The sequence below is a fragment of the Delftia sp. WSY_22 genome, from assembly GCF_043104185.1.
Taxonomy (GTDB): domain Bacteria; phylum Pseudomonadota; class Gammaproteobacteria; order Burkholderiales; family Burkholderiaceae_C; genus Comamonas; species Comamonas tsuruhatensis.
In genome coordinates this window covers 1-14,212 of record NZ_JBICKN010000028.1, presented here as the reverse complement: position 1 = coordinate 14,212, position 14,212 = coordinate 1, and the positions used below count along the sequence as shown (strand labels likewise).

Here is a 14,212-nt window from a genome sequence, read left to right as displayed (position 1 = left end):
TCACCACCAGAAGATGCCGAGGTGGTCCTCGATGCGCACCGCATCGCGGGAAGGCTTGCGAATCACCTCGATGGCGCCGTCCACGCCTTCGGAGGCTTGCAACACCCCGCCGTCCTGGTATGCCAGCCCCTTGAGAACCAGCCGTCCTTGCTGGACGGTGTAGCTGCCGCCCTGGTCGGTGGCATAGATCCTGGCCCAGGTGTCGCCGAACAGGGCCTTGAGGCCCTTGTCACGCAGGATGACGGTATGCACGGGGCGCCCTCGCGCGATGATCTCGGGAGCCTCCAGGGTCATGCCCTTGCCTGCGTAGACCTGGCCGGCATCGTTGAGGATCTGCCCGCCAGCACGTATATCGACCGATTCGGCGCCCATGATCTGCCCGCCCACCAGCGCCTCGTTGGAGGAGGCTGTGCGCCTGCAGACGAACAGGAAGCAGCTTTGCCGGTATTCGAATCCGCCAATGCTGTGCGCCTTGGTCACGACGCTTTCTTGCGCCTCTATCTTGATGCCGCCCTGATTGGAGAACACATGGCCGCCCAGGTTGGAGAAGTTGCGCGCCTTGACCTGCACATTGCCTTGCGCCACCCAGTAGGCCTGGTTGGCAGGATCGGCCAGCTCGCCCATGTCCACGCTGTAGCCTTTCCTGCGCTTGAAGACGCTGTGCGATGCCCAATCTTCCAGGCCGGCACCGGCGATGTGCACGCTTTCGTTGCGCACATCCGCAGCTCCCCGAATGACCAGATCGCTGTTGGATACGATGCGTGCGTTGATGGAATCCACGCCCTGCCCGCTGTCCAGCAGCACGGAGCCTTCCTTGCCGAAGATCAGCGCGGTTTTCGCGGCCCCCACGGGCGTCCTGTGCTCTATGCCGCCACCGGCCTTGAGCACGACGGCATGGGCATCCTCTGCCTCGCCCACGCCTTGCTGGCCGGATATCTCGCCGCCCAGGTTGCGGATGGCCCCTTCGGCCTGGAGGCGAACACGGCTGCCGGCCGCCAGCAAGCTGGTCTCGTCGCCGCGCGAAACGAGCGCGATATCCCGGGAGCGTATGTCCACCTGCCCCTGGGCCTGCACCTTGCCGCCGATCTGCTCCAGCTGTCCCGTGCTGGTCAGCCGGAAATCCCCGGCCGAGGCCACCATCTGCCCCTGGTTGCGCACACCGGCGCCCTGGTCGGTCACCAGAATCTCGATACGCCCGGAGGTGACCTTGGAATCCGCATTCAGGTCCACAGCCAATGCGGTGCTGCGCGCCTTCCCGCCCTCGTAGTAGACCCATGGCGTCAAGTTGTCCGTTGGCGACGCCGCCGTATCGAACTGGGCCGTGGATTCCCCGGCCACCATGCGGACCAGGGCGCTTGACGATGAGAACTCGTTGGTGACGGCACCCTGCAGGGCAATGCTCTTGGCAATCATCTCCAGACGGATCAGATTGCCGGTGACCCCCTGCTCGCCAATCACGATCTCGCCTTGCTTCGTATGGACATCCACCAGCCGCTGGACATAGCCCGAAGACTGCAATTGATCGCGCAGTGTCACGGCGCCCGTGGTCAGGGCAACGCTGCCGAAATTGACGAAGCTGCCTCCATTGACGCGTATGCCGTTCTGATTCGCAAAAATCAGATTGGCGCGGGGGCCATTGACATCGATGGTTCCTGTGATATGCGAGGGCGCGGCGGAGAACACCTCGGCCACGATGGTTCGCGCCTTGACGCCCTCATTCAGGAACGTGAGCCCAGCCTTGCCCACATCGAACTGGCTGAAGCCGTTGTATGAAACACCGTCCGTGACCTGGGCCGGCGTGACCTGCACGCGGCCACCATCACCCATGTTCACCCGCGTGGCGGAATCTGGCAGGGCCGTGACCCTGGAAACTACCTCCGACCGGACTTCCCCCACTGTCCCCCAACCGCAGGCAATGACGCCCAGCGCACCGCAAAGCGCGGCGCCTCTCATTGATTTCTTCATATTGCATAGCCAGCCGCGCCCAGGCACCGGGTACTGTAGCCAGCCTGTCCATCTGGTTGAACTCCATTGCCGGCACATGGCATCCTTTGCCGGCAACCCTCTCTTTCAAAATCTCCACTGCCAATGGCTATGCCCATAGCCCACTGACAGCGGGAGCAGATGATCAGCGAAATCACCGCTATCGCCAATACACTTTTTTTGACAATGGGATTTTCATCCTAGGAAATATCTAATTTTTCTGGAAAAAATCAGACCACTCCTAATTGATTAGCATGCCATTAATATGGCATTCGTTTTTTCCGTCGCCCGATTGGCCAGGGCGATAACGCCAATCACGCCAGTGCAGTTACCCGGGCCATACGCCCGTCGGCCGGATGCTTCCCGCCACAGGTCTTCCCGCATTCCAGGCGTGCCGGCCGGAAACCTGTGCGCCACCTGCGAACCCGAGCGTGCTCCAAGGGCGTGGCCATGGCGGAATGTGCCGCCTGGCGCTTTGGCTTACCATCGCCGGCCCTCTGCTTGATAGGTACAAGCCATGATCCGCGTCTCTGAACTGAAACTGCCCCTGTCGGCGGTGCAATACCACCCCGACAGCCACACCGAATACCTGCCCCTGGAGCCGCTGCGTGCCCTGGCCGCGCGCCAGCTGGGCATTGCCGAGGAGGCCATTGCCTCCGTGCATGTGCACAAGCGCAGCTTCGATGCGCGCAAGTCCGAGCTGCTGGCCGTCTACATCGTCGACCTGACGCTGGCCGACGAGAGCCAGGAAGCCGCGCTGCTGGAACAGTTCTCCAGCCATGCCCATGTGAACCCCACGCCCGACATGCGCTGGCATGCCGTGGGCCAGGCGCCTGCCGACCTGCAGCGCCGGCCCGTGGTGATGGGCTTCGGGCCCTGCGGCATTTTTGCGGCCCTGGTGCTGGCGCAGATGGGCTTCAGGCCCATCGTGATCGAGCGCGGCCGCTCGGTGCGCGAGCGCACCCAGGACACCTGGGGCCTGTGGCGCAAGCGCGAGCTGGTGCCCGAGTCCAATGTGCAGTTCGGCGAAGGCGGCGCAGGCACCTTCTCCGACGGCAAGCTCTACAGCCAGATCAAGGACCCGCGCCACCTGGGCCGCAAGGTGATGCAGGAATTCGTCACCCACGGCGCACCGCCCGAGATCCTCTATGCCGCGCACCCGCACATCGGCACCTTCAAGCTGGTGAAGGTGGTCGAGGGCATCCGCGAGGAGATCATCCGCCTGGGCGGCGAGATCCGCTTCGGCCAGCGCGTGTGTGACATGCGCATCGAAGGCGAGGGCAAGGACCGCCGTCTCACCGCCCTGGAAGTGCTGGACCAGGACAGCGGCGAGCGCCAGTGGCTGGAGACCGACCATGCCGTGATGGCCCTGGGCCACAGCTCGCGCGACACCTTCGCCATGTTCTACGAGCGCGGCGTGCACATGGAGGCCAAGCCGTTCTCGGTGGGCTTTCGCATCGAGCATCCGCAAAGCGTGATCGACCGCGCGCGCTGGGGCAGGCATGCCGGCCACCCGCTGCTGGGTGCGGCCGACTACAAGCTGGTGCACCACGCCAGCAACGGGCGCGCGGTCTACAGCTTTTGCATGTGCCCGGGCGGCACCGTGGTGGCGGCCACCAGCGAGCCCGAGCGCGTGGTCACCAACGGCATGAGCCAGTACTCGCGCGCCGAGCGCAATGCCAACGCCGGCATGGTCTGCGCCATCGACCCCTCCGACTACCCGCGCGATGCCAAGAGCTTTGCCTGGGCCTTCGACGGCAAGACCCATGGCGTGGAAAACCTCAAGGACGGCGAGCTGCACCCGCTGTCGGGCATCGTGCTGCAGCGCCAGCTGGAGACCAAGGCCTACCTGCTGGGCGGGCGCAACTACAACGCGCCGGGCCAGCTGGTGGGCGACTTCATCGCGGGCAAGGAATCGGCCGCGCTGGGCGAGGTCGAGCCCTCCTACAAGCCCGGCATCACGCTGACCAACCTGCACCACGTGCTGCCCGCCTATGCCATCGAGGCCATGCGCGAGGCGCTGCCCGCCTTCGGCAAGAAGATCCGCGGCTACGACATGCACGATGCCGTGCTCACCGGCGTGGAAACGCGCACCTCCTCGCCCGTGAAGATCGAGCGCGGCGCGGACTTCCACAGCCTGAACACGCGCGGCCTGTACCCGGCCGGCGAAGGCGCCAGCTACGCGGGCGGCATCCTGTCGGCCGGCGTGGATGGCGTGAAGGTGGGCGAGGCCGTGGCCTGCGCCATCCTCGGGCTGCCCCTGCCCTCGTCGGGGGCACGCGGCTCCGGTGGCGCAGCATGACACCGCGTCCGCCGCGTTTCGTCGCCCCCTCGCGCACCCAGCTGCTGGCCGCCATTGCGGCCATGGGCGTGGTGGTGCTGTCGTCCAACATCCTGGTGCAGTACGCCATCAACGACTGGCTGACCTGGGGCGCCATCACCTATCCGTTCGCCTTCCTGGTGAGCGAGCTGGTCAACCGCAGCTTCGGCCCGCAGCAGGCCCGGCGCGTGGCCTGGGTGGGCTTTGCCGTGGCCGTGGCCGCCTCGCTGGTGCTGGCGCCGCCGCGCATCGCGCTGGCCTCGGGCGCAGCCTTCATTGCCTCGCAGTGGCTGGACATCGGCGTGTTCCACCGCCTGCGTGCGGGCCGCTGGTGGCGTGCCCCCCTGGTGGCCACGCTGCTGGCCGCCTGCCTGGACACCTTCCTGTTCTGGAGCATCGCCTTCGCAGGCGCCGCCGAGCCCTGGGTGACCTGGGCCCTGGGCGACCTGGGCGTGAAGCTGGTGCTGGGCGTGGCGCTGCTGCTGCCGTTCCGCCTTGCCATCGCCCGGTGGTGGAAAGGCCCATCGGCAATCGCCAGCGCCAAATAGAGCCGACGCGGTTCGCACGGACTCGATCTCAAGCCAGGGGCACCGTGCAACGGGAAGCGGCTTCCGCCGCTCAGGGCGAGTCGAATAACTATGGGTTGCGCTGCAGATAGTCCACGGCCAGCGCGGCCAGTGAGCGCGCACCCGTGGGCAGTTGCTTCTCGTCGATATCGAACAGCGGCGAGTGGTTGGACGGCGCCTTCGCGAAATCCTGGCCGGCCGGCGGTGCGCCCAGGAAGTAGAAGAAGCCCGGAACCACCTTCTGGAACTCCGAGAAATCCTCGGAGCCGCTGACCTTGGGAATCACCATGGCCTTGCCGCCCATGGCCAGCTTGAGCGCGGGCAGAGAGGCCTCGGTCAGTGCGGCGGGGTTGGTGGTCACCGGATAGGCCACGGGACCGAAACGCACCTTGGCCTTGGCGCCGCTGGATGCCGCGATCTGCTCGGCCGTGGCGGTGATGCGCTTGTGTGCCTCCTGGCGCATGTCCTCGTCGAAGGTGCGCAGCGTGCCCTGCATCTCCACGTTGTCCGGGATGATGTTGTAGCGCGTGCCGCCCTGGATGGAGCCGATCGTCAGCACGGCCGGCTCCAGGCTGATGTTGAGCTGGCGGCTGACCACGGTCTGCAGGCCCAGCACCACCTGGCTGGCAGCGACGATGGGATCGACCGCATTCCACGGCGACGAGCCATGGCCGCCCCGGCCCTCGACCTGGATGCTGAGGCTGTCCGAACCCGCCATCAGCGGCCCGCTGCGGTAGCCCACCATGCCCGACGGCAGGTTGGACGTGATGTGCAGGCCGTAGATGGCCTGCACGTCCTTGAGCACACCGGCCTCCACCATGGCCTTGGCGCCGAAGCTGGGCACATGGCCGTGGGCATCGGCCTCCACGGGAGCTCCTTCCTCGGCGGGCTGGAAGATGAACTTCACCGTGCCGGGCAGCTTGGCGCGCATGCCGGCCAGCGCCTCGGCCGCGCCCATGAGCATGGCCACGTGGGCATCGTGCCCGCAGGCATGCATGACCGAAACCTCCTTGCCCATGTACTGGGCCTTGGCCTTGGAGGCAAAGGGCAGGCCGGTCTTCTCGGCCACGGGCAGCGCGTCCATGTCGGCACGCAGCGCCACGGTCTTGCCCGGCCGGCCGCCGCGCAGCACGCCCACCACGCCCGTGCCGCCCACGCCGGTCTGCACCTCCATGCCGAGGCGGCGCAGATGATCGGCCACCACCTTGGCCGTGCGTTCTTCCTGGCCCGACAGTTCGGGGTGCTGGTGGATGTCGCGGCGCCACTCCACCATCTTGGGCGCCAGCGGCTGGATGGCGGCATCCAGGGCCGCCAGGCCCTGTGCATCGAGCCCCTGGGCGCTGCCCGCCAGTGGCAGGCCGCAGGTCAGCAGCCCGGCCAGGGCGATGGAGCGCAGGCCTGTGCGCGGGAAGGAGGAAGGCTTTGTCTCGGCGCTGGTGTGGAGCATCTTCGTGGTCCTGGAAAGTGGCACAAGCAGCCATGCTAAAAGTGAAGCACGTATGACGGGCACGTCAAAATCGCCATTCGAGGAGCCAGAATCGCCATGCCCCGGACCTTTGTCATCGAGCTGCCCTGCCTGGAGCACAGCGCCATCGGCCACGCCGCGCACCTGGTGGAGATGCTGCGCAGCGCCAACCTGGTCGCCAGCCTGCGCCTGGGCCGGCGAACGCCGCGCTTTGGCTGGCGCTGGGTCGACGGCCAGGGCCGGCCCCTGCCCACCATGCCGCACGCGGACGAAGGCGCGGCAGCCGAAGGGCCCGCGCAGGCCGTCTTCGTGAGCGCGCTGCACTGCCCTGACATTCCCTCCATACGCGACATCGTCGCCGCGCATCCGGCCCTCGTGCGCCGCATCACCACGGCCTTCGACCAGGGCCTGGCCGTCTGCACGCTGGGCAGCGCCGCCTGGTTTGCGGCAGCGGGCGGCCGCTGCCAGGGCCGGCTTGTGGCCCTGCCCTGGTATTTCATGGGCGGCTTCGGCCTGGACTTCCCGGGCATCGAACTGGCCGAGGGCCAGCCCTTCGTGGACGACAGGCCCTGGCTCAGCGCCTCCCACCCCGAGGCCCTGGCGCCCATGGCCGTCGCGCTCACACGCCATGCCTTCGGCGACGACCTGGCCGCAGCGCTGGCCGCCGTGCTGCAGCCCGATGCCCAGCGCGAACGCGCCACCCGGGCCGCCCTGCAGGACCGCCGCATTCCCGCCACGCGCAACAGCGTGCTGGCCCATGCCATCGCCTGGCTGGAGGCGCGCGTAGAGCAGCCCTATGACCTGCAGGCCCTCGCGCACGCGGCATCCACCAGCCCGCGCACCCTGCTGCGCCACTTCCAGCAGGAGCTGGGCCACAGCCCGCTGGACCACCTGCACCGCCTGCGCTGCGCACGGGCCCGGGTGCTGCTGGAGATCACGCTGGAGAGCGTACCGTCCGTGGCGCTGGCCTGCGGGTATGGGGATGCCTCGGCGTTTCGGCGGGTGTTCTTGCGGTATGTGGGGATGGCGCCTGCTGCCTATCGGGAAAGGCATGCGTTGAGGGCGCCGAGGAGGCGGTGGAGGGTGGGGGCTGCCTGATTGTTTTTGCCCCTGCCGGGTCAAAAAACAGACCCGAGAACAAGAAAGACTCAGTCCACCGTCACCTTCGCCTCCCGAATCACCCTCCCCCACTTCTCCGTCTCGGCAGCAATGAACCGATCGCACTCCTCAGGCGTGGACCCCTCCGCAAACGTCCCCATCACCTGCTCCAGCCGCTGCGACACCTCGGCACTGCGGATGATGCGCGACACCTCGGCGGACATGCGCTGCACGATCTCGCGCGGCACGCCGGCCGGCGCGATCATGGCCGCCCAGGTGCTGCCCAGCAGGCCGTCGTAGCCCTGCTCCACGAAGGTGGGCACGTCGGGCAGCGCGGCCAGGCGCTTGTCGCTGGCCACGCCGATGAGGCGGATGCGGCCGGCCTTGGCGGGCTGGATGAGGTTGGGCGGCGGGTCCAGGAACAGCGGGATCTGGCCGCCCATGAGGTCGGCCAGCGCGGGCGCGGCGCCCTTGTAGGGCACGTGGACCATGTCCGTCCTGGTGAGCAGCTTCATCAGCTCGGTGGTCAGGTGGGCGCTGGAGCCGCTGCCCGAGGAGCCGAAGCCCACCTTGCCGGGATTGGCCTTGGCATAGGCGATCAGCTCGGGCGTGGTCTTGAAGGGCGCATTCATGGCCACGGCAGCGACCAGGGGCGAGACGCCCATCAGCGAGACGCCGACCAGGTCCTTCTTCGGGTTGTAGGGCAGCTTGGGATAGAGCGTGGTGTTGGCCGCATAGGCCGCGATGACCACGCCGAAGGTGTGCCCGTCCGGCGCGGCCTTGGCGATCTGGTCGACGCCGATGATGCTGTTGGCGCCGGGCTTGTTCTCCACGATGACGGGCTGGCCCAGGGCCTTTTGCAGGCCGACCTGCAGCAGGCGCGCCATCTGGTCGGTGAAGCCGCCTGCCGTGTACGGAACGACGATGCGGATGGGCTTGGAGGGCCAGGGGCTCTGGGCCCAGGCCGAGGGGGCCAGCACGGTGGTGGCTGCTGCAGCGGCGGCAGCGGTCGATTGCAAAAAGCCGCGGCGGGAAGTCGAAGGCATGGTGTCTCTGGATTCTTCTAAGTTGAAAAATGGCCCCCACGCTACCCTTGCTGCGCAAGGTCCGCTGCCCCCCAAGGGGGCCGCTTTTCATCTTAGGGCGGCCCAGCGATGAAAAAACGCCACGCAACAGCGCAGCGTCGGATGGAAAAAGGGCTCAGTACCCCCGCGCCACATCCACAAGGTTGAGCAGCGGCTCGCCCGCGCGCAGGCGGCGCAGGTTCTCCAGGCACTGGCGCGCCACGGTGTCGGCCGAGGCCTGGGCCGCGATGTGCGGCGTGACAAAGGCCTTGGGATGGCCCCAGACCTTGTTGCCGGGCTGGGGCGGTTCGTCGCGCAGCACGTCCAGCGCGGCGCCGGCCAGGTGGCCTTCGTCGAGCAGGGCCAGCAGGTCGTCTTCCACCACCTGCTCGCCGCGCCCCACGTTGATGAAGTAGGCGCCGCGCGGCAGCAGGGACAGGGTGCGGCGGTCCAGCAGGTCGCGCGTCTCGGGCGTGAGCGGCAAGGCGCAGACCAGGATGTCGCTGGTGGACAGCAGTTGCTTCAGACCTTCGGCACCGCTGTGCGTGGCCAGGCCTGCAATGCTCTTGGCGCTGCGGCTCCAGCCTGCGACGGGGTAGCCGATGGCCTGCAGGGCGCCGGCCACGAAGCGGCCGACCTCGCCCAGGCCCAGGATGCCCACGCGGCAGTCTGCGCTGGCGCGCACGGGGCGGCGCAGCCAGTCGCCGGCCTGCTGCTGGCGCGCGAACAGGTCCAGCTCGCGCGTGTGGCGCAGCGCGGTGCCGACCACGTACTGGGCGATCTCCACATGCTGCTGCGGATCGACCGTGCGCGCCACGGGCAGGCCGGCCGGCAGGTCGGGCACGGCCAGCAGCTTGTCCACGCCCGCGCTGGGCGCGCACAGCAGCTTCAGGCCCGGATAGGCCGGCAGCACGCCCGGCTTGAGGCTCCAGGCGAGCATGGCCTCGACCGCATCGGCCGGCGCCTCCTCGCGGTGGCCCCAGACCTGCACGCCGGGCGCCAGCGCGCGCAGCGAGTCGACGATGGGCGCGCCCATGCTCGGGTGGATATTGACCAGAATTCCCATGGTTTCCTTCAGTCCTTGTAAGAAGGGTCTATGCGGTCCAGACGGCGCAGCAGGCCGGGCCAGGCCAGGCCTGCGCCCTTGCCCTTGGTGACCTGGCGCGACTGGTTGACCGCGTCGGCAATGATGTCCTGCGGGATGCGCGTGAGCTCGCCGCCGCCCGACTGCGCCAGGATCTGGATGCGGCAGGCCGACTCCAGCGTGTACATGGCCAGCACGGCCTCGGCCACGTTGCGGCCGCAGGTCAGCAGGCCGTGGTTGCGCAGGATGAGGAAGTTGCTGGCGCCCAGGTCATCGACCAGGCGCGGCTTCTCGTCGTCGCGCAGGGCCACGCCTTCGTAGTCGTGGTAGGCCAGGCGCGCCAGCGGGAAGATGGACTGCTGGGAGATGGGCAGCAGCCCCTCCTTCTGCGCCGAGACGGCCACGCCATAGCGCGTGTGCGTGTGCAGCACGCACTGCACCTCGGGGCGGCCGTCGTGGATGGCGCTGTGGATGACGAAGCCGGCCGGGTTGACGTCGTACTCGGTCTCCATCAGCGGCCGGCCTTCGTGATCGACCTTGACCAGGCTGGACGCGGTGATCTCGTCGAACAGCATGCCGTAGGGGTTGATCAGGAACTGGTCGGGCTGGCCCGGCACGCGCGCCGAGATGTGGGTGAAGATCAGGTCGTCCCAGCCGAAGTGGGCGACCAGCCGGTAGGCGGCGGCCAGCTCGATGCGGGTCTGCCATTCCTCGGCCGTCACCTGGCGGCGGACCTCGGACATCGTGGTGTCGTTGCTCATGGGGTGTACCTCTTGGTGGACATCGTGGTGGACATCGTTTGGAGAAAGCATCCGCCGGTTCAGCGCCCCGTCGCGTACTGGTCGCGCAGCTCGCGCTTGAGCACCTTGCCGATGGCGCTGCGCGGCAGCTCGGCAATGAAGCGCAGGTCCGCCAGGCGCTGGGTCTTGCCGGCCCGCTGGTTGTACCAGCCCATGATGTCCTCGGGCAGGGCCGGCTGCCCCGCGCGCGACACCACGTAGGCCACGGGCGTCTCGCCCCATTGCTCGGAAGGCACGCCGACCACGGCCACGTCGTCCACGGCCGGGTGGGCGCGCAGCTGGGTTTCCAGGTCGCTGGGGTAGATGTTGAAGCCGCCGCTGATGATCATGTCCTTGCGGCGGTCGAACAAGGTGAGGAATCCATCGGCATCGAAGCGGCCCACGTCGCCCGTGCGGATGAAGCGCTTGCCCGTGGGGTCGAACCATTCGGCTTCGCGCGTCTTGGCGGGCTGGCCGTGGTAGCCGGTCATCATGCTGGCCGAATGGCCCACGACCTCGCCATCCTCGCCGGGGGCGACCTCGCGGCCGTCCTCGTCGATGAGGCGGATGTCATGGCCCTCGGCGGGCCTGCCCACGGTGTGCAGCTTGTCCGGGTGCAGATGGGCTTCGAGGATGCAGGTGCCGCCGCCTTCGGTCATGCCGTAGAACTCGGTCAGGCTGCCGGGCCAGCGCGCCACCACGTCGGCCTTGAGCTCGGCCCGGAACGGCGCGCTGGTGCAGAACTTGGCGCGGAAGCTGGACAGGTCATGCTCGCCGAACTGCGGCAGCGCCATGATGCGCTGGTACTGCACGGGCACCAGCATGGTGTGGGTGACGCGGTGCTGCTGGGCCAGCTGCAGGTAGCGGGCCGCGTCGAACTTGGGCATCAGTACCACGCAGCCGCCGCTGCCCAGCGTGGGGAAGAACACCACCAGCGTGGTGTTGGAGTACAGCGGCGTGGCCAGCAGCGTCGTGCCCTCGGGGCCATAGCCGTAGACGCTGCCCCGGTTGATGTGGGCCCAGCGCATGCCGTGCGACTGCACGATGCCCTTGGGGGTGCCCGTGGTGCCCGAGGAATAGATGATGTTGAACGGCGCGGCCGGCTCCACGCTCACGGGCGCGGGCTGCGCGCCTTCGGGCGCCAGCCAGTCGTCAAAGGCCCGGCCGGGCGCGGCGCCGTCCAGCGAGATGCATTGCAGGGCGCCGTCGGCAGGCACCAGGTCCTGGGCCGCCTTGTCGAGGAACAGGTGGCGCGCCTGGGCATCGCGCAGCATGGAGGCCAGGCTGTCGGCCGTGGAGGACGGCGCCAGCGGCGCAACCACCACGCCCGCGCGCAAGGCGCCCAGGAACAGCGCGGCATAGCGCACCGAGTTCAACGCGCAGATGGCAATCGCCTGGCCAGGCTGCACGCCGTCGCGCTGCAGCGCGGCGGCCACGCGGTCCATGAGGGCATCAAGCTGCGCGTAGCTCAGCGTCTGCTGGTCGTCGCGCAGCGCGGCATGGGCAGGCTGCTGGCGCGCGTGGCTGCGGATCAGCTCGGCCAGCGTGGTGAAGGGCGCATCGGGCGAAGGCAGGGTAACAGTCATGAGGGGCTCCGTTCCAGGAATTCACGAATCTCAAGCGGACTGCGCCCGCCAGCCCCCTGGCCCTGCGGGCGCGTTGGAGGACAGGCCTACTTGGCGGCCAGGCCCAGGCGGTCGATCAGGACCTTGTCCTTGGCATACGCCTCGCGCACCCACTGCGCATAGTCGGCGCCGGAGCGGTACCAGGCGTCCTGGTTCAGCTGCTTGAGCACCTCGATGTGGCGCGGGTCATCCATGGCTTTCTTGAAGGCGTCGTGCAGCTTGCGCACCACGGCCGGGTCCATGCCCTTGGGGCCGGCCAGTCCGTAGGGCGAGGTGGAGACCACGCCATAGCCCAGCTCCTTGGCCGTGGGCACGTCGGGCCAGCGCTGGGTGCGCTTTTCGCCGAAGGTCATGAGCAGGCGCATCTGGCCGCCATCCACATAGGTGTCCCAGCCCGAGGCATCGCTTTGCGCGGCCACGTGGCCGCCCAGCAGGGCCTGCTGCAGGTCGGCGTTGCCCTTGAAGGGCACGTGGTTGAGCGTGACCTTGGCGTTCTCGGCCAGCTCCTCCATCAGCAGGTGGGGCGAGGAGCCTATGCCGGTGGAGCCGTACTCGATCTTGCCGGGGCTGTTGCGCGCGGCGGCAATGTATTCGTTGAAGCTCTTGTAGGGCGAGTCCGAGCGCACCGTGAAGCCGAAGGTGTAGCCCGAGACGCCGATGATGTAGGTGAAGTCCGTGACCGGGTTCCAGGCCGTCTTCTGCATGTGCGCCATGCGCAGCATGGACATGGGGAACTGGGTGATGGTGTAGCCATCGGGCTTGGCCGTGCGGGACATGTTGCCCGGGCCCAGCGTGCCGCCCGCGCCGGGCTTGTTCTCCACGATGATGGTCTGGCCCAGCTGCTTGCCCGCGATGTCGGCCAGGGTGCGCATGTGGCGGTCGGTGGAGCCGCCTGCGGGGAAGGGCACGATCAGCGTGATCGGGCGCGTGGGAAAGTCGCTGGCCTGGGCCCATGCCGGCGCGCTGGCGCCCGTGGTGGCCACAAAGACAACAGCCGCAAGCGCAAGGCTGCGGCGGCCAATGGAAATCTGCATGTCTGTCTCCTGCATCTCTGAACCAGGTGGGGCCGGGGCACATGCCTTGTGTGCCGCTCTGGCCAGGGCCCGGATACTTCACCGGGCCCGTTGGCACCGCCTCCCGGTGCGGCGCCTTGCATTCTTACAGCGACTGCACCAGCTCGGGCACGGCCTGGAACAGGTCGGCTTCCAGGCCGTAGTCGGCCACCGAGAAGATCGGTGCCTCGGGGTCCTTGTTGATCGCCACGATCACCTTGGAGTCCTTCATGCCGGCCAAGTGCTGGATGGCGCCGGAAATACCGGCCGCAATGTACAGCTGGGGCGCCACGATCTTGCCGGTCTGGCCGACCTGCAGGTCATTGGGCGCATAGCCTGCGTCCACCGCTGCGCGGCTGGCGCCGATGGCGGCGCCCAGCTTGTCGGCCAGCGGGGTCATGACCTCGTTGAATTTCTCGCTGCTGCCCAGCGCGCGGCCGCCGGAGACGATGATCTTGGCGGCCGTCAGCTCGGGGCGGTCGCTCTTGGTCACTTCACGGCCCACGAAGCTGCTCTTGCCGCTGTCGCCAGCGGCCGCCAGTTGCTCCACCTGGGCGCTGCCGCCCGTGGTGGCCGCTGCGTCAAAGCCCGTGCCGCGCACGGTGATGACCTTGATCTTGTCGCTGCTTTGCACCGTGGCAATGGCGTTGCCCGCGTAGATGGGGCGCTCGAACGTGTCGGCGCTGTCCACCTTGGTGATGTCGCTGATCTGGGCCACGTCCAGCTTGGCGGCCACGCGCGGCGCGGCGTTCTTGCCGCTGGCGGTGGCGGGGAACAGGATGTGGCTGTAGTTCGAGGCAATCGCCAGCACTTGCGCCGCGATGTTCTCGGCCAGGCCGTCCTTCAAGCTGGCGCCGTCGGCGTGGATGACCTTGGCAACGCCGGCGATCTGGGCCGCAGCCTGCGCAGCGGCGCCGGCATTCTCGCCCGCCACCAGCACATGCACGTCGTCGCCGCAGGCCAGGGCCGCAGTGACGGTGTTCAGCGTGGCGCTCTTGATGGAAGCGTTGTCGTGTTCTGCAATAACGAGGGATGTCATGTCTGCGAATTCCTTTAGATGACCTTGGCTTCGTTCTTGAGCTTGCTGACCAGGGTCGCCACATCGGGCACCTTCACGCCAGCGCCGCGCTTGGCGGGCTCGGCCACCTTGAGCGTCTTCAGGCGCGGGGCCACATC

At 67.9% G+C, this 14,212-nt stretch carries 11 protein-coding genes and 1 pseudogene; 3 read left to right on the top strand and 9 right to left on the bottom strand.

All coding sequences use genetic code 11. From position 1 onward, the window contains the following. Complete coding sequence (locus ACF8NF_RS15620; RefSeq protein ID WP_392450825.1) at positions 1-1,827, bottom strand: filamentous hemagglutinin N-terminal domain-containing protein; 1,827 nt, start codon at positions 1,825-1,827, stop codon at positions 1-3. A gap of 673 nt (positions 1,828-2,500) precedes the next feature. On the opposite strand from ACF8NF_RS15620, the gene ACF8NF_RS15615 reads away from it, so the two are divergent. After that, positions 2,501-4,285, top strand: a complete 1,785-nt coding sequence (locus tag ACF8NF_RS15615; RefSeq protein WP_392450824.1) for an NAD(P)/FAD-dependent oxidoreductase — start codon at positions 2,501-2,503, stop codon at positions 4,283-4,285. Then, a complete protein-coding gene (locus tag ACF8NF_RS15610) occupies positions 4,282-4,851 on the top strand; it encodes a VUT family protein (RefSeq protein ID WP_074924322.1) in 570 nt (189 codons plus the stop codon). The genes ACF8NF_RS15615 and ACF8NF_RS15610 overlap by 4 nt, the downstream gene beginning before the upstream one ends. A gap of 88 nt (positions 4,852-4,939) precedes the next feature. On the opposite strand, the gene ACF8NF_RS15605 is transcribed toward ACF8NF_RS15610, so the two are convergent. Next, the gene (locus ACF8NF_RS15605; RefSeq protein ID WP_392450823.1) at positions 4,940-6,316 is read right to left on the bottom strand and encodes an amidohydrolase; all 1,377 of its coding nucleotides are present in this window, start codon (positions 6,314-6,316) and stop codon (positions 4,940-4,942) included. A 96-nt stretch (positions 6,317-6,412) separates the two neighbouring features. On the opposite strand from ACF8NF_RS15605, the gene ACF8NF_RS15600 reads away from it, so the two are divergent. After that, positions 6,413-7,432: a GlxA family transcriptional regulator gene (locus tag ACF8NF_RS15600; RefSeq protein ID WP_017406210.1), complete on the top strand. Its 1,020-nt coding sequence runs from the start codon at positions 6,413-6,415 to the stop codon at positions 7,430-7,432. Positions 7,433-7,482: 50 nt separating this feature from the next. Here ACF8NF_RS15600 and ACF8NF_RS15595 read toward each other — a convergent pair whose 3' ends face one another. The 7 genes and pseudogenes from ACF8NF_RS15595 to ACF8NF_RS15565 form a co-directional block, all read right to left on the bottom strand. Further along, complete coding sequence (locus tag ACF8NF_RS15595) at positions 7,483-8,478, bottom strand: tripartite tricarboxylate transporter substrate binding protein (protein ID WP_154835712.1); 996 nt, start codon at positions 8,476-8,478, stop codon at positions 7,483-7,485. Positions 8,479-8,632: 154 nt separating this feature from the next. After that, positions 8,633-9,562, bottom strand: coding sequence for a glyoxylate/hydroxypyruvate reductase A (locus ACF8NF_RS15590; protein ID WP_074924314.1), 930 nt, complete (start codon positions 9,560-9,562; stop codon positions 8,633-8,635). A gap of 8 nt (positions 9,563-9,570) precedes the next feature. After that, positions 9,571-10,341: a class II aldolase/adducin family protein gene (locus ACF8NF_RS15585; RefSeq protein ID WP_012203336.1), complete on the bottom strand. Its 771-nt coding sequence runs from the start codon at positions 10,339-10,341 to the stop codon at positions 9,571-9,573. 59 nt (positions 10,342-10,400) lie between these two features. Continuing rightward, positions 10,401-11,945: a class I adenylate-forming enzyme family protein gene (locus ACF8NF_RS15580; RefSeq protein WP_016450811.1), complete on the bottom strand. Its 1,545-nt coding sequence runs from the start codon at positions 11,943-11,945 to the stop codon at positions 10,401-10,403. An 86-nt stretch (positions 11,946-12,031) separates the two neighbouring features. After that, a complete protein-coding gene (locus tag ACF8NF_RS15575) occupies positions 12,032-13,018 on the bottom strand; it encodes a tripartite tricarboxylate transporter substrate binding protein (RefSeq protein ID WP_252651469.1) in 987 nt (328 codons plus the stop codon). 124 nt (positions 13,019-13,142) lie between these two features. Continuing rightward, a complete protein-coding gene (locus ACF8NF_RS15570; protein ID WP_392450822.1) occupies positions 13,143-14,075 on the bottom strand; it encodes an electron transfer flavoprotein subunit alpha/FixB family protein in 933 nt (310 codons plus the stop codon). A gap of 14 nt (positions 14,076-14,089) precedes the next feature. Further along, positions 14,090-14,212 (bottom strand): annotated as a pseudogene (locus ACF8NF_RS15565) (electron transfer flavoprotein subunit beta/FixA family protein); the annotation flags it as partial.